At 33.2% G+C, this 21109-nt stretch carries 20 protein-coding genes; 19 read left to right on the forward strand and 1 reads right to left on the reverse strand.

What is annotated here, in order from left to right; all coding sequences use genetic code 11:
• The first annotated feature begins 155 nt into the window (after positions 1–155).
• Both NK213_RS11925 and NK213_RS11930 read left to right on the forward strand, forming a co-directional pair.
• Complete coding sequence (locus tag NK213_RS11925; protein ID WP_371926421.1) at positions 156–983, forward strand: autotransporter outer membrane beta-barrel domain-containing protein; 828 nt, start codon at positions 156–158, stop codon at positions 981–983.
• Between the two features lie 310 nt (positions 984–1293).
• The gene (locus NK213_RS11930; protein WP_253349431.1) at positions 1294–2025 is read left to right on the forward strand and encodes a hypothetical protein; all 732 of its coding nucleotides are present in this window, start codon (positions 1294–1296) and stop codon (positions 2023–2025) included.
• Positions 2026–2085: 60 nt separating this feature from the next.
• Here NK213_RS11930 and NK213_RS11935 read toward each other — a convergent pair whose 3' ends face one another.
• Positions 2086–2442, reverse strand: a complete 357-nt coding sequence (locus NK213_RS11935; RefSeq protein WP_253349433.1) for a hypothetical protein — start codon at positions 2440–2442, stop codon at positions 2086–2088.
• A 229-nt stretch (positions 2443–2671) separates the two neighbouring features.
• On the opposite strand from NK213_RS11935, the gene NK213_RS11940 reads away from it, so the two are divergent.
• From NK213_RS11940 to NK213_RS12020, 17 genes are all read left to right on the forward strand, one after another.
• Positions 2672–2938, forward strand: coding sequence for a membrane lipoprotein lipid attachment site-containing protein (locus NK213_RS11940; protein ID WP_253349435.1), 267 nt, complete (start codon positions 2672–2674; stop codon positions 2936–2938).
• 254 nt (positions 2939–3192) lie between these two features.
• Positions 3193–3783: a 3'-5' exonuclease gene (locus NK213_RS11945; RefSeq protein ID WP_253349437.1), complete on the forward strand. Its 591-nt coding sequence runs from the start codon at positions 3193–3195 to the stop codon at positions 3781–3783.
• A gap of 416 nt (positions 3784–4199) precedes the next feature.
• Entirely contained in the window at positions 4200–4997 is a 798-nt protein-coding gene (locus NK213_RS11950; protein WP_253349439.1) for an amino acid ABC transporter substrate-binding protein, read from the forward strand.
• A gap of 8 nt (positions 4998–5005) precedes the next feature.
• Entirely contained in the window at positions 5006–5653 is a 648-nt protein-coding gene (locus tag NK213_RS11955; protein WP_253349441.1) for an amino acid ABC transporter permease, read from the forward strand.
• Between the two features lie 8 nt (positions 5654–5661).
• Positions 5662–6387, forward strand: a complete 726-nt coding sequence (locus NK213_RS11960; RefSeq protein ID WP_253349475.1) for an ATP-binding cassette domain-containing protein — start codon at positions 5662–5664, stop codon at positions 6385–6387.
• A gap of 15 nt (positions 6388–6402) precedes the next feature.
• Positions 6403–7191 carry a M23 family metallopeptidase gene (locus tag NK213_RS11965; protein ID WP_253349443.1) on the forward strand — a complete coding sequence of 263 codons (789 nt, stop codon included), beginning with the start codon at positions 6403–6405 and terminating at the stop codon, positions 7189–7191.
• Positions 7161–7556 (forward strand): polymer-forming cytoskeletal protein, encoded by a 396-nt coding sequence (locus NK213_RS11970; RefSeq protein WP_253349445.1) that lies wholly within the window; start codon positions 7161–7163, stop codon positions 7554–7556. The genes NK213_RS11965 and NK213_RS11970 overlap by 31 nt, the downstream gene beginning before the upstream one ends.
• 19 nt (positions 7557–7575) lie before the next feature.
• Positions 7576–8589: a methionine ABC transporter ATP-binding protein gene (locus NK213_RS11975; protein WP_253349447.1), complete on the forward strand. Its 1014-nt coding sequence runs from the start codon at positions 7576–7578 to the stop codon at positions 8587–8589.
• Positions 8589–9269, forward strand: coding sequence for a methionine ABC transporter permease (locus NK213_RS11980; RefSeq protein WP_253349449.1), 681 nt, complete (start codon positions 8589–8591; stop codon positions 9267–9269). Before NK213_RS11975 ends, NK213_RS11980 begins: the two co-directional genes overlap by 1 nt.
• Before the next feature lie 11 nt (positions 9270–9280).
• The gene (locus NK213_RS11985; RefSeq protein WP_253349451.1) at positions 9281–10108 is read left to right on the forward strand and encodes a MetQ/NlpA family ABC transporter substrate-binding protein; all 828 of its coding nucleotides are present in this window, start codon (positions 9281–9283) and stop codon (positions 10106–10108) included.
• 125 nt (positions 10109–10233) lie between these two features.
• Positions 10234–11037 (forward strand): MetQ/NlpA family ABC transporter substrate-binding protein, encoded by an 804-nt coding sequence (locus tag NK213_RS11990; protein WP_253349453.1) that lies wholly within the window; start codon positions 10234–10236, stop codon positions 11035–11037.
• A gap of 205 nt (positions 11038–11242) precedes the next feature.
• The gene (locus NK213_RS11995) at positions 11243–12754 is read left to right on the forward strand and encodes a L,D-transpeptidase family protein (RefSeq protein WP_253349455.1); all 1512 of its coding nucleotides are present in this window, start codon (positions 11243–11245) and stop codon (positions 12752–12754) included.
• A 116-nt stretch (positions 12755–12870) separates the two neighbouring features.
• Entirely contained in the window at positions 12871–14562 is a 1692-nt protein-coding gene (locus NK213_RS12000) for a L,D-transpeptidase family protein (protein WP_253349457.1), read from the forward strand.
• 242 nt (positions 14563–14804) lie between these two features.
• Complete coding sequence (locus NK213_RS12005) at positions 14805–14945, forward strand: hypothetical protein (RefSeq protein WP_253349460.1); 141 nt, start codon at positions 14805–14807, stop codon at positions 14943–14945.
• Positions 14946–15056: 111 nt separating this feature from the next.
• Positions 15057–18584, forward strand: a complete 3528-nt coding sequence (smc, locus tag NK213_RS12010) for a chromosome segregation protein SMC (RefSeq protein ID WP_253349462.1) — start codon at positions 15057–15059, stop codon at positions 18582–18584.
• A gap of 130 nt (positions 18585–18714) precedes the next feature.
• Positions 18715–20013: an alpha/beta hydrolase gene (locus tag NK213_RS12015; RefSeq protein WP_253349465.1), complete on the forward strand. Its 1299-nt coding sequence runs from the start codon at positions 18715–18717 to the stop codon at positions 20011–20013.
• Between the two features lie 2 nt (positions 20014–20015).
• Positions 20016–20972, forward strand: a complete 957-nt coding sequence (locus tag NK213_RS12020) for a VacJ family lipoprotein (RefSeq protein ID WP_253349467.1) — start codon at positions 20016–20018, stop codon at positions 20970–20972.
• The last annotated feature ends 137 nt before the right edge of the window (positions 20973–21109 follow it).

The raw sequence follows: 21109 nt of genomic DNA on the forward strand, positions 1-21109 counted from the left end.
TTATCTCCTAAAGAATATTTGAAAAAAATTTCATAATAGACAAGATAAATGTGTCCACATTATTGACATAAGTACAAAACGGAGTTCTTGATAATGCATTATTTGTACTGCAAAATTCTGAAAATAATACAAAAGAAAATGTAAAGATAAATGTAATAGCAGGTAAAGGAGCAAGTAAAGAAAAAACAAGCGGAGTAGAATCATATGATTATGACACAGTGGGAGTTCTGGCTTTAAGAGAAGTAGAGAGAACTTACAGACACACATTCGGATATTCACTGGGGTACACAAGAACGGACTTCCAGATGGACAGCAGCAGATTTAGCGAAGATATGGCGAATACTGTACAGCTGGGATTACATAATAAATATAAGGCGAATGGATGGAATTTTAGAAATGATTTACTTGGAAGAGTAAGTTTCCATACAAGTGACAGAACAATGGACTGGTATGACGGGACACAGAGCAAGATGAAAGCAGATTACAATGTGTACGGAGTAAATTCGTTAAATGAAATAGGAAAAGAATTTGATTTGGGGAGAAATACAAAAATAATTCCATATACAGGTCTTGAGCTGGGATATATGTCACATGAAAGTTTTCAGGAGAAAGGGGATGCAGAGAAACTGAAAGTAGACAAAAATGACGGATATTCAGTAAAACCAGAGATAGGAGTAAGACTGGAAGCAGAGAAAAATCTTGGTAAAAATGAAAATTGGAGAATAAAAGGAAACATAGGAGCAGGTTATGAATATGAACTTGGGAATATGAATAAACAGGAACAGGCAAGTGTAGCAGCAATAGAAGATGGCTATCATAAACTGGCTAAACCTGCGGAAGACAAAGGGAAAATAAAAACAAACGGTATGGTAGGAGTAGAAGTAAAAGACAGATACGGAATATTCGTAACAGGTGAATATGGAATAGGTAACAGCAATAAAGAAGACTATAAAGTTGGTTTATCTTTAAAAGCAGTATTCTAACAATAAGTACACAGAAATAGAGTTGGTTTTATGAGCCAATAATTATAAAAAGATCAGTTTTATCTGGTCTTTTTACATTTTGTGGCAGTCGAATACTTTGGTATTCATTAAAAAAAAATAAGATAAATATATACTTGTAGAACGACTCCTCAATTTTTAGAGTAATTTTATAATCAGGACAGATGTTTTTTATAATTTAAATGAGATTGACAAGAATATAAAATAAATGTTATATTACCTGTGAGGATGCTCATATTCGCTTATTTAATATTTGGGATATTCTTAATACAATTTGATTTAGGAGGAAGAAATGAAAAAATTATTGATTAGCTTATTTACAATTGTTTCACTAACATCATTCTCAGATGAATTAATTATTCGCGGAGGATTTGATGTGTTCAATGATTACAGCGGAATGTCAGATTTTATAACAGGTGATCCCGGTGATGACAGTCTTGGATTTGAATTAGGAATAGAATATCTGAAAACAGTTGCACCTAACTTTTTGATCGGTGCAGGAATAGGGTATCAGGGACATGCTAAAGCCGAAGGAAAGAAAGTATTAATAAACAACTGGTATGATTCATCAGGTAATTATTACGAACATACATACGGTTATGATGATAAAGTATACTATGACAGTGTACCTTTATATGTAACTGCGAAGTATGAATTTGAAACAGCCAACAAATATATAAAGCCATATGTAAAAGCGAATTTAGGTTATTCTTTTAATATCCATAAAAATGATCTTACACTTAATGATAAGGTGACTCAGTATGTATATGACTGGTATTATGATGATTATGACGAGTATTCATATTCATACAATTCAAAATCATATGATACAGACATAGAGAACGGAATATATTATGGGATAGGCGGAGGAATACAGATAAACGGTCTTACACTTGACCTTATGTATCAGGCAAACTATGCAAAAGCCAAAATAGACAATGGTGACGGTACAAGACAGGAACATGACCTGAATCTTCACAGAGTGACTTTTGGATTTGGTTATGCATTTGATTTTAGTTATTAATAAAATATGTAAATAAATAGAAAAGCGGCTGCTCCAACATAAGTTGGGAGAGCCGCTGTTTTATAATCCGAACATTTTTTCGTATGCTTTGAATACTTCTGTGACATCAAAATAATACTTTACAGTTTTTCCGTCAGGCATCTGTACTGTAAGAATATCATAAGGGGTACCGTTATCATCGTAAACCAGCGCCTGCCCCAGGACTCTTGACCCGGGATATTTTGTTGATAAATATTTATATTCTTCTTCAACAGTATTGACTTTTACTGCTGTTTCAAAACTCAAACCATCTCTGGAATCAGCTTTTGCAGCATTTTTGTTATTTTTCTTCTGTGAATTTCCCGCAGCAGAACTTGATTTTGCACTCATGTTCAATGTAATGATAAGCATAGTTAACAGAATAATAAATTTTTTCATATTAAATCTCCTTTAGTTTTATTATTATATTGATTATAATGCATTTCATAAATAAAGTAAAATAAATTCAAGACATTTTTTTAATAACATAAGAAAGCCCGTAAATTATATGATGGAAAGAAATAAAAATAATTTTTCAAAGAAGGAAAAATTCACATTAACTTCATATTGGAATGGTAGAATGAGAATATAGATAAAAAGGTACAGTTCAGCTGTATAAGGAGGTAGCATGAAAAAGATAGTATTAATTTTAGTATCAGTTTTTACACTGACTTCATGTATTTACGAAGACTACAATCATTATCCGCCGTCAGGTGGAAGACCGCCGTATAATAACGGTCATGGCAGACCACCGGGGAACGGCAGACCACCAGGGAATAACAGACCGCCCGGAAACAGCAGGCCTCCCGGGAATAGCAGACCACCGGGACCAGGAAGACCAAATAATAATAATGGACCAAACCATAATAATAATGGTCATGGCGGAAGACATTAAAATATAAAACTGTTTCAGTAAGATGATTTTGAAACAGTTTTTTTTTGTAAATAAAAAATGTAGAAAAAAATAAACAATAAAATTTTTTATGTAATAATAGTGTTAATGCAGGGGAAAATGTATATAACAAAAAACTGAAATAAATAAAATCAGCAGTAAATATAGCAATAGAGCCGTTTGAACAAAAAAGTAAATTTGAAAATTTTTTGCAAATAACATATAATGTAATAAATAAATTATTCGGGGTGGAAATAATGTCAAAAAATATAGTTTTTTTCGATGTGGAAACAAACGGTAAGGTAGGAAGTTCAGTACTGTCAATATCAGCAATAAAAGTGAATTTTAACGGTGAGATACAGAAGTGGGAAAAAGTAGGAGAGTATGACAGATTCTATTTTCGGAATCCCGGCGAGGAAATAAATATGGGAGCCATAAATGTAAACGGTCTTACAGATAATGTACTGGAAAAGAAAAGAGAGGGGAACATATATCCTGTTCATTTCAAAGATGATATAGAATCTTTTTACTCATTCTGTACGGATGCTTCTCACTATGTGGCACATAATATAAAGTTCGACAGAAGCTTTATCCCTTTTATGCTGAAAAACCAGTTTGATACCATGATAGAAAATGTGGAAATAGTAAAAGCAGGAATAAATGAGTATTACGGAACGTATAAATGGCCCAAGCTGAATGAATGTGCCAAGTTTTATAACATACCTTTCGATGACAGCAGTCTTCATGAAAGTTTATATGATGTTCTGATTACCTTCAGAGTATTTTATAAAATGTCGAAACATCCAATAGCAAAAAATAAAATTTTTAATTTTCTGGAAAAACAGTAAAGCAGCAGTGTTGTTTTTCCTTTAGAATATGTCCGGTTTATATTCAGACCGAGTAAATAAAGACAGATGAATGTCAGCTTTGAATATAAGCCGGGAAAAAATCTAATATACACATATTATATAAGTCATATAAATAAAATATATACGATTTCTATTGACATTTATGCGCGTTTTTATTATAATTTTAAATAATAGAATGTTTTAGGAGGAACTAAAATGATAAACAGAAATTTGGAAAGCATGTGTCATCATAGGTAGTGAGTTTGTGCAGTTAGGGTACAGACTCCTGTTGAAATGATTAAATTGAGTCTTGCCTGTGATGCTTTCGGAATTATCTAAACTTTAGTCCTTTTAATAAGCTCTCAGGGAACTGAGGGAATTTTTTTTATTATAAACTGAAGGAAAGGAAGGTAGCGATGAAAAAGATTATTTTGATGTTAATATTTCTGCTGAGTATACTTATGTGTTCCAAAAAGGAGGAAAATCAGGCTGACAAAACAACGGGAGAACAAAAACTTCCTGATAAAATAATAGTCGGACTGGATGATACTTTTGCACCTATGGGATTCAAAGACGAGAAAGGTGAACTTGTGGGATTTGATATTGATCTTGCAAGAGCAGTGGGGGAAAAACTTGGTGTGGAAGTACAGTTTCAGCCTATAAACTGGGATTCAAAAGAGATGGAACTGAAAAACGGAAATATTAACCTTATCTGGAATGGTTTGTCAATAACTGAAGAAAGAAAAAAACAGCTTTTATTCTCAGTTCCTTATCTGGAGAATTCACAGATAATACTTGTGAAAAAAGATTCTGCAATAAAAAATAAGGAAGAACTAAAAGGAAAAGTAATAGGAACACAAAGTAAGAGCAGCGGAGAAGATGCAGTTCTGGCTGATCCTGTTAATTCGGAACTAAAAGAGCTGAGAACATATGATACTTATGATCAGGCATTCTTAGATCTTGATGCCGGAAGAATAGAAGCAATAGTGGGTGATGAAGTACTGGCAAGATACATAAAAGCCAATAAAGAGAAAAAAGAAGGAAAAGAATTATACGCCATTCTGGAAGGCAGCGACTTTGGGAAAGAGGAATACGGGATTGGAGCAAAAAAAGAAGATACTTACCTGATAGAAAAAATAAATGAAGCAATAGAAGAGCTGAAAAAAGACGGTACATATAAAAAGATATACGATAAATGGTTTAGTGCAGAATAGGAGAAAAAATGAGCGAATTATCTATTTTTATTCAAATTTTAAGTTCATTGCCTAATGTGATAATAGTTTATGCTGTTACAGCTGTGATTTCACTTCCTCTTGGAATAATAGGGGCACTTGCTTACACAGGCAATTCTGTTATCATAAAAAAAAGTATATCATTTTATACATGGATATTCAGGGGAACACCTCTTATACTTCAGTTATTCTTTATATATTATGGACTGCCTGCCCTGACTAATAATGCAATAGTCCTTGACAGAATGCCGGCAGCGCTTATTACATTTGTAATTAACTACACTGCATATCTTATAGAAATAATAAGAAGCGGACTGGAAAGTATAGACAAAGGTCAGAGCGAGGCTGCAAAGGTACTTGGTTATTCATATTCTAAGAAAATATGGTATATTCTTCTGCCGCAAGCAATAAGAAGAGTACTGCCGTCTCTTGGCAATGAAGCAATTACACTGGTAAAGGATACTGCACTGATATATGTAATCTCATTAACTGAGATACTAAAGACTACTAAAGAAATAGCCAGCAGAGATTCCATAATAACTCCGTATTTTTATGCCGGACTGATTTATCTGGGACTAAGTTTCCTTATAGACAGAATATTTAAAAATATGGAGAAAAGAAGTAAGGTGAGAGTATAGCCATGGATATTATAGAGATAAGAAGTATAAATAAGAGTTATGGTGAAAACAAGGTTTTGAATGATATTTCACTAAAAGTGGCACAGGGAGAAGTAGTTACCATAATAGGACCTTCGGGAAGCGGAAAATCCACGCTTTTGAGAAGTATAGCAGATCTTGAGACTATAGACAGCGGAAGTATACTTATAGAAGGACGGGATATAACTGAAAAATCTATGGATAAGAAGGAAAAGAAGAAAATACTTTTGAAAACCGGTATGGTATTTCAGAATTTTAATCTTTTTCCTCATATGACTGTAAGAAATAATATAGCAAGAACCCTGAAAGTAGTAAAAAAAGCAACTGCAAAAGAAGCAGAAGAAATAACAAAGCAGATGCTGGCAAAAGTAGGACTTATAGATAAAATAGATAATTATCCAAATGAGCTGTCAGGCGGGCAGAAACAGAGAGCGGCAATAGCAAGGGCTATGGCACTTGATCCGGATATTCTGTTATTTGACGAGCCGACTTCAGCACTGGATCCCGAACTGGTAAAAGAGGTTCTGGATTTGATTAAAAAGCTGAGAGACGAAAAAACAACAATGTTAATAGTCAGCCATGAAATGAAATTTGTAAAAGAAATTTCCGATAAAGTAATAGTTATGGAAAAAGGAAAAATACTTGAGGAAGGAACGTCTGAAAAGGTTTTTGAAAATTCATCCTCAGAGAGAGTAAGGGAATTTTTGAAAAAGTAAAGATGGAACTAGATTATGAAGAAATCTTTTATAGTTACAATCACTGACTCAAAAGGAATAAAAAGCTATAAATTTAGTCAAAAAATAAAGAAAATAGTCTCTATGCTGGGAATTTCCGTAACAATATATCTGTTGATTTCTATAATTGCTTTATTATTTCTTGGAGGGTCTTATCTAAAAAATATAGATATTTTGTCCCAAAATAAGGAATTGAGAAAATTTAAAAACGACTATGAAGAGGAACAGAAAAGGGAACAGGAGAGAGAAAATAAAAAAGTAAGTATGAGTAACCTGAACGAGGTATCTAAAAACAAAAAAAGAAAAGTACTTATGATAATACCAAATTCATATCCTGTAAAACCTGATACAAGAGTAACAAGTGAATTTGGCGGAAGAATCCATCCTATTGCCGGTGTCCAGAAAGATCATAAAGGAATAGATTTCGGAACTGGGATGAATGCAGATATATATTCTACTGCTGACGGTATAGTAAGTTTTGCCGGACAGCAGAACGGATACGGAAATGTGGTAATTATTGACCATAGTTTCGGACTGCAGAGTTTTTACGCACATTTAGATTCATATTCAGTAAAAACAAGAGAATTTGTAAAAAAAGGGCAGATAGTGGCCAAAAGCGGAAACACAGGAAACAGTACCGGACCGCATCTGCATTATGAAATAAGATTTTACGGAGTGCAGTTAGACCCGATGAATTTTATAAAATGGAACGAAGAAAATTTTGATTATTTATTTAAAAACGAGAGGAGTATAGAATGGGAGTCTTTTCTAAGGGAAATAATATGATTTCAGAAACAAATATAACAGTAATATCACAAAATACAGAGTTGAAAGGTGATATAGTAACAGAGGGAATAATTCAGATAGAAGGAAAAATAGACGGGAAAATAGTGTCTAAAGATTCTGTGATTATAGGTATGGACGGAGTAGTAACAGGTGAGATTTATTCGGATGAAGCTGTAATAAACGGAACTCTTCTGGGAAAAGTAGAAGCTGCAAAGGTAAAAATAGGAGAACGTGGAAAAGTAAACGGTACTATAATATCAGAAGTATTTGCAATAGCTGAAGGCGGAGATTTTGAAGGTGATAAAAAAATGAGAATCAAAAAAACAGAATCTTCATATTCAGATACAAGTTCTGAATTGTCTTAAAAAATGAGAGGTGGAAAAGTTGGCAAAGCACATAGAAGTAAAGAATCTAACTAAAATATATACAAATGTGGACAAAGAATTCAAAGCTGTGGACGATATTTCACTGTCAATTAATAAAAATGACATATATGGGATAATGGGACTAAGCGGAGCAGGAAAGTCAACTTTTATCAGGATGTTAAACAGGTTAGAGGAACCAAGCTCCGGAGAAATTTTTATAAACGGAGAAAATATAGTAGAATTACCTAAAAAAAAGTTATTGGAATATAGAAGAAAAACAGGAATGATATTTCAGCATTTTAATCTTCTGAGCTCTAGGGATGTAAAAGGAAACGTGGCATTTGCCCTTGAGCTGGCCGGATGGCCGAAGGGTAAAATAGAACCTAGGGTAGATGAATTATTGGAACTAGTGGGGCTTGAAGACAAACGAAATGTGTATCCCAGTCAGCTGTCAGGCGGTCAGAAACAGAGAGTGGCAATAGCAAGAGCATTGGCAAATTATCCTGAAATTCTGCTTTCAGATGAAGCTACAAGCGCTCTTGACCCCAGAACGACGGTTTCTATTCTGGAACTGTTAAAGGACATTCAGAAAAAGCTGGGTCTGACTATAGTACTGATAACCCACCAAATGGAAGTAATAAGAAAAGTATGTAACAGAACTGCTATAATGTCAGATGGTAAATTAATAGAAGAAGGAAGTACAAAAGAAATATTCCTGAATCCTAAAAACGAACTGACAAGGGAATTCGTATCACATATAGCACCTGAAACAGAAACTAAAAAAGAAAAAATGAAAATAACAGGAAAACAGATGTTAAAGCTGAATTTTCAAGGTGAACAGGCTGAGAAGCCGTACATATCAGATATGGTAAAAAAATATGGTCTGGATGTAAACATTCTCGGCGGTACCATAGATGAGCTTGCAGATGATAAAGTGGGACATCTTCTTGTGGAGATTCTCGGAAGCGAGACTGAGAGAAACAGTGCGATAAGCTGGCTGAAAGAAAATAAGATAGAAGTGGAGGAAGTATAATGCAATTTGACTGGGCTGAATTTTTTAATTTTGGAAATATGCTTATTCCCCTCTGGGAAACTGTGTATATGGTTTTGATATCTATGTTTTTTGCATTGCTTATCGGAATGCCTCTGGGAATACTTCTGGTGACAAGTTCTGAAAATCATATTGCACCTAACAGAAGTCTTAATAAAATTTTAGATATTATCCTCATTAATATTACAAGATCAATTCCTTTTATTATATTAATGGTAGTGTTAATTCCCGTGGCCAGAGGAATTATAGGAAAATCTTTTGGCAACGAGGCCTTTATTGTTTATCTGGCACTTGGTTCGGCGCCGTTTGTTGCACGGGTAATAGAAGGTGCATTGAACGAAGTAGACAAAGGATTAATAGAAGCTTCGAAATCACTGGGAGCTACGAATTATCATATAATAACAAAGGTAATGCTTCCGGAAGCACTGCCGTCTTTGATACACGGAATGGTACTTGCCCTTATTACACTTATAGGATATTCTGCAATGGCAGGTATAGTAGGCGGAGGAGGTCTGGGGAACCAGGCTGTAGTAGCTGGTTTTCAGAACAGTAATCCCGCTATAATATGGAAAGCTACACTGATCATTATAATATTGGTGCAGATAATACAATTTGTTGGTAACCTTATAGTTAAAAAAATATATAAAAAACGAGGGAAATAGGAGGTAACAAAATGAAAAAGTTTTTAATAGGAATTCTGACATTAGGTGTAATATTTTCATGCGGGAAAAAAGAGGAAACACCGGCAGCTGATGCTGGAAAACCTGCTGAAACACCAAAAGAGCAAAAATTAGTAATCGGAGCAACACCAACACCGCATGCAGAAATTCTGGAACAGGTAAAAGAGGATTTGAAAAAAGAAGGAATAGATCTGGAAATAAAAATATTTGATGACTATGTACTTCCAAACAGACTTCTTGGAGAAAAAACACTGGATGCAAACTACTTTCAGCATGTTCCTTATATGGAAGAATTCGCACAGAAAAATAATATGGAACTTGTGGCAGTAGCTAAAATACATGTGGAACCGCTTGCAGTATATTCTAAAAAAGTTAAGGATCTGGCAGAATTACCGGAAGGTTCAGATGTATTAATACCAAATGATCCTACAAACAGAGGAAGAGCATTAATATTACTGGATAAAAGCGGTATAATCAAACTGAAAGACAACAAAAAACTAGATTCAACTATAGAAGACATCGCAGAAAATCCTAAAAAACTAAAAGTTACAGCATTAAATGCTGATCAGATTCCAACTAGACTTAGTGAAGTGGGAGCAGCGGTAATTAATGGTAATTTCGCAATGAAAAATAATCTGAATCCGCTAACAGACAGTATATTTATCGAAGATAAAGATTCACCTTATGCGAATGTAATTACAGTTCTAAAAGGAAATGAAAACGACGAAAGAGTGCAGAAACTGGTAAAAGCACTTCAAAGTGAAAAAATCAAAAAATTTATAGAAGAAAAATACCAAGGATCTGTAGTACCGGCATTTTAAGAAAATAAAAAATCAGAAAGAGGGTTTCCTAATTCTTATCTGATTTTTTTTAAAACTTTTTATCCGGAAAGACGAATATTCATAAGCAGCTTTATATGGTGAAACACTTATAACAGGAGGAAAAAATGAAAAAGATAATACTGGGAATATTAATGGGAGCGTTTTTGCTTTCATGCGGAAATAAAGACGGGGCAGCAGCAAAATCCGACGGGAAAAAAGTCCTTGTGGTAGCGGCTACGCCTGAACCACATGGTGAAATATTAAAAGAAGCAATACCTATGATGGCTAATAGAGGGATAGAATTAAAAGTAGAAATCTTTAATGACTATGTAATGCCAAACAAAGTTCTTGCTGAGAAAACTGTTGATGCGAATTTATTTCAGCATAAACCGTTTCTGGATAATTATAATGAAAAAAACGGTACGGAAATAGTAGATGTGGCAAGAAGTTATACAGCACCGCTTGCACTATATTCTGACAAGTATAAGTCTCTTGACGACTTGGAAAACGGAGCGGAAATATTAATAGCAAATGATCCTACAAACTTGGCAAGATCGTTAATATTACTTGATAAAAATGGTATTATAAAACTAAAAGATCCTAATAATGTAGTAGCTACACTGGATGATATAGTAGAAAATCCGAAAAATCTGAAAATAACTACAATAACAGCTGATCAGATAGCAATAAGATTAAAAGAAGTAGGAGCAGCAGTAATACCTGGAAATTACGCAGTGAAAAACGGGCTTAATCCTAGAGAAAGCCTCGCAGTGGAAAGTAAAGATTCTCCATATGCCAATATAATTGCAGTATTAAAAGGAAACGAAAATGATGAAAGAATCAAGATATTAATAGAAGTCCTTCAGAGTGATGAAATGAGAAAAATTGTTGAACAAAAATACAACGGTTCAGTAATAGCAACATTCTAAGATAGAAAGCAAACTGATGTCTTTTGAAAGCCTGTTAAAACGGCTTTCTTTTTTTACAAAAATTATTGTGTATACACAAATATGAGATGCTGAATTCCATGATTAAATAAGGTCGTATTTAAATTATTAAATTTGATATTATTGATTTTTGCTAAAAAGTTTGATAAAATATAGGAGCAGATTTTATAGAAAGGGAGTTTTATACTTGAAGAACTTAAAAATACTACTATTTTCATTAATGATTACAGTATTTTCATATGGATTTGAAGCCCCGGGAATATACAAAGAAAAAGAAATGAAAATAGATGGTTATGAGCTAAAGGAAAGCAATATAACACTAAAAGACGGAAAGCCTGCCAAAATGGCAGTTTATTACAGAAATACCGAAAATAACGGTATGGAAACATTTTTTAACATTTATGAACAGAACGGAAGTGAATACAAACTTAGATTACAATCAGAGAAAAGCTTTAAATACAGTTATGACTTTATCAAGGAGCTTGATACCTACAAAAATAATCTGATTGCTACTATAAACGGCAACACTGCCGGATTATCAGAAAATGAAACAAGAGAAATCGAAGTTTTTGATACTTATCGTCCAGAAGAAATGAAGTTTGAGCTAAAATATGACAAAAATGCACCAAAGTTTGATGATTTTCTGTTTATAAAGAAAAGTACCCCGGTTAATTCCGAGCCGACACTTACTTCAGAAGTGATAGAAACAGTGAATTATCCAAAGAAAATAAAAACTACATCACAGCTGAAATCTAATATTAACGGTGATTGGTATGAAGTAACACTGGAAGACGGAAAAAAAGGCTACATAGCTGTTTCAGAGAATGTAGAGAAAAGAAATTTTAAATGGAGTGCAATGGTAGATAAAATTGATATAGTAAATGATTTTATTGCCGAAACACTGAAAAGAAAAGAAAAATTATACACAATAAGTGCTTATGCACCTCTTTCAAGAGATTATTACGGTGAAAAGGATAAGTTTAATAACCGTCCGAACCAGAGTATAAAAGGATATTTAAGTCCTGATTCCAAGGAATTTATTAATATCCCCGACAGAACAATATTCAAAATGACTGGTGAAAAAGATGGATTTTATGAAATTGAAACTCCGTTTTACGGAGGACCGTATTACATAAAAGCTAATCCTAACACTATAGTAGAAGAAACAGAACTAAAAGATATAATCAGACATTTTATAGTTATAGACCCTGATAATCAGTCAGAAGTTATAATAGAAAAAGCTGAGGATAAATGGAATGTAATAACATATTCTTTTGTAACAACAGGTAAAGACAACGGATATTCATCTTATGAAACACCGCACGGTGCATTTCTTGTAGCTTACAGTAAGCCTGTAATGCAGTATACAAGAAACAGAAAAAAAGATGAAACAGAAGTGGCAAAGCACCTTAAAGTAGCATCAAGAGATGATCTTGTAATATCAGGCGAGGCTCTTTATGCGGTAAGATTCAGCGGCGGAGGATATCTTCATGGTATTCCGGCTACATACGGCGGAGGAACCGCAGCTAAAAAGGCCTATACAGGACAAAAGATAGGTACTTATAAAGAATCACATAAATGTGTAAGACATTATGATGATCAGATAAAATTCGTATATGACTGGCTGGGAGATGCTTCTCCTAATGATGAAAAAGGTCACAGAAAACCTGTTTCACCTACAGTTGTAATTGTATTATAATATAATTAGTGATTATACTATTCGAAAGTTTGCAAGTTTAAATTTATTATGAGAAAAACTTTGTTTAGAGTATTGTAAAAAATAAGAAACAAAGTATAAGTAAGGAGGTAATAACCTTGAAAAGAAAATTAGCCGTTCTCTTTATGTTATTTTCTTTCATGATGTTCGCAGAATTACTGAAAGTACCGGATAAATACAGCTCGAAAATGGAATTGGACGGATGGAGCCTTAATGAAAAGAAAATTGACCTGAACCAGGACGGACAGGCAGATGTATTGTTAATATACTATAAAGTAGAGTCAACTAATGTAGTTACTAATTATGTTTCATATATAAATGCAGGAAACGACACTTATAAAAAAGATTTTCAGCTGGAAAAGGTATTTACTACAGATACATTCGGAAGTGAATTTGGTAAATTTACAAATGATTTTGTAGATAATTACTTTGACTATAAGGCAGGAAAAAAGAAGGTTACCAATGGGACAGTAACTGCTCCGGTACCACCGAAAAAACCTGCGGAAACTGTAAAAAAGCCTGAGGAGAATACAAAAAAGCCAGAGGAAACTAAGAAACCAGAGACACCTCCTGCCGATACTGCCGTAAAGCAGCCTGATAATACCCAGACAGCAGAAACACCTGAACAAACAGTATACAAGGTGCTTGAACAATACAGTGATAAAAAGCCGGATAATATGACTTTTAATCTTAAATATGATAAAAATGCGCCTAAAGATCTGGATAATTTCGTTTTTGCGAAATCTGATATAAAAATTAGAAAAGCACCAAATTATCAGGCAGAGATACTTGTGAATGCAAAATATCCGGACAAGATAAAAGTCCTGAAAAAATTGGATAAAAACAGTGTTAAGAGTGATTACGACTGGTATGAGGTAGAGCTTTCCGATAAAAGAATCGGATATGTGTATGCCGACGGAGTACTAAAAAGAGAATTTAACTGGAAAGAAATGGCTGACAGAATAGATAAAACAAACAAGTTTTTGAATAAAGCCTTTACTGAGAAAAAAGATATATACGTAATAGACCAGTATGTAGCCTTGAGCAAAGACGTAAATACCCCGAAAGATAAATTCGGAAACAGGGAAAATCAAAGCCTGAGAGGATATACAGCACCTAATTCAAAGGAATTTATCAATATTCCGGACAGATCAATATTAAAAATACTTGATGAAAGCAACGGATATATAAAGGTAGAGACACTTGCATACGGCGGACCTTATTATATCAGTTCTTCCAATAAGTCAAAGCTGAAAAACGCCAATATTACTTCTGAGATAAACCGATTTATAATAGTGGATTCAGAAAGTGAAAATGAAGCTGTAATGGAAAGAACAAACGGAAAATGGAATGTAATAACATACTCTTTTGTTACTACAGGAAAAGATGACGGAGCTTCTTCATATGCTACGCCATACGGGGATTTTCTTATTGCATATTCCAAGCCTGTGATGGTCTACACAAGAAGAGCAAGATCAAATGAACAGGTAGAGGATAATAAGAAGGTTGCCGGAAGAACAGATGTGGTAATAGACGGTGAAGCTGCATATGCGGTGAGATTCAGCGGCGGAGGATATCTTCACGGAATTCCTGCTTCATATGGGGCAAACAGAGACGCAAGAAAAGCAGCAACTGCCAAAAAAATAGGAACATATAGAGAGTCACATAAATGTGTAAGACATTATGATGATCAGATAAAATTTATCTATGACTGGCTTGGAAATTCTACTCCCGGAGATAAAAACGGGTACAGGGTTCCCACAGAACCTACTCTGGTTATAGTGATGTAAAATAAAATATACTTGTAATAATAACTGCAAAAAAACAGAAATTATGATAAAATAACAATGAATTTGTATTTTAAATAAATATGTTTTGATGCAGTTTTTTATTTGTAATATAGAATATTTTTTAAAATGGAGGAGAAAATCCCATAGTAAATATTGAACCGAATCATTTACAGATAGAAACAGAAGACGGCGTTCTTTATAAAAATACCTCGGATTATATGGAAACAGGAAGCTCTTCTTCTATGATGGATTCACATAGAATAGATGCTATTCCTGTAGGAACAAGCCGTGAAGTAAATCTCGACTATAAAATAAAAGGTGAGCCGAAGTTTCTCGATTTTGTCGCAGGTGACAGAGTAATAGGAAAACTGATACTGAAATAAAGAAAATATAATTTTAATATAACGCGGGCATAAGAGATTATGCTCATTTTTATTTATAAAATTTCTCTATTTATGATATAATATTATAATAAATCTACAATCGGAGGAAAGATGTATTTAAAAGCATTAGAACTGAACGGTTTTAAATCATTTGCCGAAAAGACTGTAATCGACTTTACTAACGGGATTACATCAATAGTCGGGCCAAACGGAAGCGGCAAGAGTAATATTCTTGATGCTATACTTTGGGTATTGGGAGAACAAAGCTATAAAAGCATAAGGGCAAAAGACAGTTCAGATGTCATATTTTCTGGAGGAAAAAATAGAAAAGCCAAGTCAGTGGCAGAGGTAAGTCTTATTATAGATAACAGTGACAGATATCTTGATATAGATTTTACCGATTTAAAAATCACCAGAAGAATATACAGAAGCGGAGAAAATGAATACCTGATAAATAATAGAAAAATTCGTCTGAAAGATATAAATAATTTATTTATGGATACAGGAATAGGAAAACAGGCTTACTCAATAATCGGACAGGGAAGGGTAGAAAAGATTATCGGTTCTACACCAAAGGAATTAAAAGAGCTTATAGAGGAAGCAGCAGGAGTAAAAAGGGCAAAAACTGAAAAAGAAGATTCTGTAAAAAAATTAAATGATATTCAGAGCGAAGTAGAAAAAATAGAATATGTAGAAAATGATCTCGCGTCAAGAGTATCGGCATTAAAGGAGCAGAGTGACAAGGCAAAACTCTATAAGGTACTTACCAGAAAGATAAATACTTTGAAGCTGATGACTGTAAATTATAATATAAATCAAAAAAATACTGATAAAAAAGATTTGAAAGAAAAGATAGAGTCGTTAAATATCAAGATAAAAGAAGTAGAAAATGAATTTTCCATAAAAGAAAGTGAATTAAGAGAAGTAAATCAATACAGGGAAGATTCATATACCAAGCTTCAGGAGAAAAAAGACGCTAATCTTGAGATATTTAAAGAACTGGAAGTATTGAAAAATAAAATATCAGAGATTAATAACAGGTCATCAAACCTTGAAGTGGAGTTTCAGGAAAAAGGCAAGCGAAGAGAAAATATAGAAAGTGAACTGAAAGAAAAAAATCTGGTACTTGAAAACAGTAAAAAAGAACTGGATGACATAAAAAAAGTCTTTGATGAAAAAAATAACGATAAAAAAAATCTGGAAAAAGAACTGGAAGCTATCAAAGAAGAAAGCCTTGCAATAGAAAAAACTCTTGAAAATCTAAGTAATGAAAACAGGAATTCCGAAATAGAAAAGATCAAGCTGAATGGTGAACTCGAAGATTTGGAAAAAAGAATAAACCTGGCAAAAGCAAGAGTAAATTCTATTTTGAAAGAAAAAGAAAAAATACTGGAAGATTTTGATAAAATAAGTACAACAATAAAAAAATATGAAGAAACTTCTTCAAAAAACACAGAAACTCTCAGTGAAAAGAAACAAAATCTCAGAGTAAGCACTGAAAAGTTTCAGGAAATACAGAAAAATAAAGAATTAATATTGAAAAAGCTTAATGAACTGAATTATAAAAATACAAATTTATCTACTAAAAAAAGAGCTATTGAAAATATCATAGAAAATAACGAAACATTCGGCAGATCTATAAAGCTGATATTAAATAAAAAGATCGACGGTGTATTAGGAGCATTTGCCAATCTGATATCAATACCCGAAGAATACCAATATGCTGTACAGATATTATCAGGAAGTAATTTTCAGGATATAGTAACAAACAATGATAATACTGCGAAAAAATGTATAGATATATTAAAAAACGAGAAAATAGGAAGAGCTTCTTTTCTTCCGCTGGAAACTATAAAAACAGGCAGGGCAATGGATAAACTTCCATCAGGCGGGAATATACTGGGATTTGTAAGAGATCTGGTGACTTATGATAAAAGAATTGAAAAAGCTGCTTTTTTTGTATTCGGTAATTCTATTATGGTAAAGGATCTGGACAGCGGACTGCAAATACTAAAAAATGGTTTTAATGACAGAATTATTACTATAGACGGCGAGCTGATAACTTCGAGGGGTAGAATAAGCGGAGGTTTCAAGAGCAAAGGAAGAGATGAGCTTTTTGAAAGGAAAAAAGAGCTTGGGGAAATAAACAGCACTCTTGAAGAACTTATTAAAGAAACGGAATTGTGTTCGGCAGAAATAGAAAAGGCAGAAGCGCTTGAAAAAGACATGAGCAGCCGTATACAGGAAGAAAGAGCAGAGCTTCAGGAACTGGAAAGCCGGAATATTGACTTTAATAATGAATTCGAAACTGCAAAATCTGAATATAACAGAAGCAAAAGAGAATTAGATACAGTTAATTTTGAGGAAAATGATAATAAAGAGTTTATAGAAAAACAGGTTTTGAAAATCGAGGAAAAGAAAAAGTTAATTTCCCAATTTGATCTGAATATAGAAAATAATAATAAACTTATTATAGAAACTGCAGAGAAGAAAGAAAAAATAAGAGATACAGGTGAACTTACCGCGAAACTTAATGAGATTTCCATAGAGAGTGCAATATTAAATGAGAAGTTTATGAATTATAAGGTACGTTACGATGAGATAAGTACCGAATATGACAGGCTTCTGAAAGAAAAACAGACACTGGATTCTTTTTTCTCGGAAAACAGTAACTTGAAAGAAGAGTTAAGCATCAAAAATAAAGAGATAGTGGAAACTATCAGTAAAAAAAACAATGAAAACACTAAACTGCTTGATGAAATAAAAGAACTCGAGCTGGAAATCAGAAAGCTGGAATCAGGTGAAAAAGAGCTGATAAGCAAAGTAAAAGATATAGAGACTAAAATAATTCTTAATAAAAACGAACATGTGAAGCATGTAGAAAATTTTACAAAAATATCAAAGGAATTGGAATATCTTTCACAGGAACACGAGGAAATGCAGATAGAGGAAATAAACGAAGAAGAATATGAAGAAATAGCAGATGATAATACTCTTGCAGCAACTAAGAGAAAAATGTCCGTTAATGAAAAATCAAGAATGGATATCGGACCGGTGAATCTCGCTTCAATAGAAGAATATGAAAAAGAGGAAGAGCGTTACAGACTGCTGTATGAACAGAAGGAAGACCTTCTGAAAAGCCGGGAATCTCTTTTTACCCTTATCAAAGATATAGAAAGTGAGATAACAGAAAAGTTCGCATATGCTTTCAGGGAAATAAACAAAAACTTTGTTTATATGTGTAAAGAGATACTTAATAATGCCAAAGGGGAGATAAAAATTCTTGATGAGGAAAATCTGCTGGAAACAGGTTTGGAATTAAGCGTAAAATATAAAAATAAACCTGAACAAACCCTGCTTTTATTATCTGGGGGAGAGAAATCAATGCTTGCAGTATCATTTATTATGGCGATTTTTATTTTTAAGCCCAGCCCGTTTACGTTTTTCGATGAAATAGAAGCTGCGCTGGATGATGCAAACACTAAAAAAATAGTAAAGCTCTTAAATGAATTTACAAATAAGTCACAGTTTATACTGATTACGCATAATAAAGAAACAATGAAAGGTTCTCACAGGCTTTACGGGGTTACAATGAATAAAGAGATAGGAGAATCAAGAATAGTAAGTGTAGATATTTAAAGTATCAATATAAGGAATATAAATGAAATATTTATTTGTTTAATTATTTTTTATTCTATATTCTAAAGAAAAATGATATAATGTAAATTAATTTTAGGAAAGAAAAAATAGATATATAAGGAGTTAGAGTATGAAGTTAAAAAAATTGATTTTGACAGTAATAGTTATTGTTTTTTCTGTCATATCATTTAGTGCTGAAAGTGATGATGTATATGAAGTAGCCAAAAATTATCCATATAAAGACAGTCCGCTTATGGCTACTGTATTTGGAACACCTTCAAAAGACTGGTATAAATTTAACAAAACAAAACTGCCTAAAAAAGATCATGTAAAGGCAGCAAGGGAAAATATACCTGAAATATTGAGAAAATGGACTAATTATGATTATAATATCTGGATACAGAAAGAAGAAGCACCGTTGATGATAATAATATCAGGAACAGGTTCTACATATGACAGTTCACTGTCAATGTATCTGGGGATGATGTTTAATGATAACGGATATAATGTAATAGCTATAAGTTCTACAAGTACTCTGCCTTTTATAGTAAGTCAGGGGCAGAACAATTACTCGGGATATCTAAAAGATGATATTAAAGATGTATATAATATTCTACAGGGAATTATAGCTAAATATTCAGATACAATGAAAGTATCAGATGTTTATGTGACAGGATATAGTCTTGGCGGCTTCCAGTCATTACTTCTTCATGAGTATGACAGTGAACAGAAAAAAATAGGAATCAAGAAGTCGCTTCTTCTGAACAGTCCTACTGATATATTCAAGGCATCGCAGATTTTGGATGGATATCTTGTAAAGAACGGAATATATGATGCAGAGGGAATAGAAAAATACTTTGATTCTATATTTCAGAAAATGTTAAAAAGTAAAGATATAAAACTAGCGAATTTTGATATGAATAATCTTCCAGAGCTGATGAAAGGACTTGATCTTTCTGACAGAGACCTTGGTATACTAACAGGACTTCTGTTCAGAGTATATTCAGCTAATCTTACTTTTACCGGCGACGTATTTAATGGCGGAGGCAGACTTGTAAAGATGGATAAAGTGCCTGCAAGATTTGACAGTGTAACGAATTATTTCCTGGACGGGTTGTCTATATCTTATGATGAATATGCTTCGGAGATATTATATCCGTATTTGATAAAGAATGGGAAATTCAGCGGAAGTTATGAAGATTTTCTTATGACTTTTTCAATGAAGAACAGTGAAGAATTTATTAGAACTCATAATGATGACATTATTTTTGTGACGTCATTGGATGATATACTAATAGATCAGCAGGATATTGCATACATAAGAAGAACGTTTAAGAACAGAGTATTTTTCCCGTACGGAGGACATACCGGAATGCTATGGCATGCAGAGGTGGATAAAATATTATTAGAAAAATTAAAGGAGGAGTAGTAATGAAGAAATTTATGTTAATTGGTTGTCTTGTATCTGCAGCTATGGGTCTTAATACTGCTTTTTCCAGCAGCCATACAGATCAGATAGAAGTAGAGCTTAATAAAAATAACATTTATGAGGAATTTACAGACGAAATAGAAATGCCGAACTCTGATAAATATTTTGTAAGTGAGGAAAAAAATCCGGATTTGACTATAGATGAAGGAAAAGTAGAAAAGCTGGAAACATATATTATAATTCCTAAGGACGATTTTGGAATTCTGGCAAGTAATCTTAAGTATCCTGATGAAGATTATATATTAGTGGATAAGGTATTTAAGTTTACAGACATAGATGACAGCCTTGAGCCGTTTAACAGAAGGATGTATGCGTTTAATACAGAAGTAGATCGTTATGTTTATATACCGGTTACCAGTGTTTATACTGCATTTGTTCCTAAACCTATCAGGGTAGGAATAAATAACTTCTTTGTGAATTTAGGAGAAATAACTACTACATTTAACTCAATATTACAGTTAAGACCAGATAAAGCACTGAATTCAATTGGTCGTTTTGCAATAAACAGTACTGTCGGGCTTGCCGGGATCTTTGATGTGGCAAAACATGCAGGACTGAAAAATGATCCGGAAACTTTCGGGGAAACTCTGGGAGTATACGGTGTGAATCCAGGATCATATCTGGTAGTGCCGTTAACAGGACCTACTACTGTAAGAGATGGTGTCGGAATGCTGGTAGACGGATATGTCTCAGGAGAAATACAGAATAAAATTTTTGATAATACTGTTTATGAAATTGGAATAGAAAAAAATGTATTCTTCCCGACTAAGACCACTGCACAGGGTCTGAATGCCAGAGCAATGGTAAAATTCAAATATGGAGATATGAATTCACCTTTTGAATATGATCTGGCAAGAGCTTTCATATTTAATTACAGACAATTACAAATTGGAAAATAATATTTATAAATATAAATATAAAGATGAGCTGAAAATGCTCATCTTTTGTTTTAAATTTAATATTGTATGTTGTTCATTTGTGTTATAGAAAATAAAAGATTATTGACAATTTAAACTAAGTTTAGTAAAATATAATA

Source organism: Sebaldella sp. S0638, assembly GCF_024158605.1.
Lineage (GTDB): Bacteria > Fusobacteriota > Fusobacteriia > Fusobacteriales > Leptotrichiaceae > Sebaldella.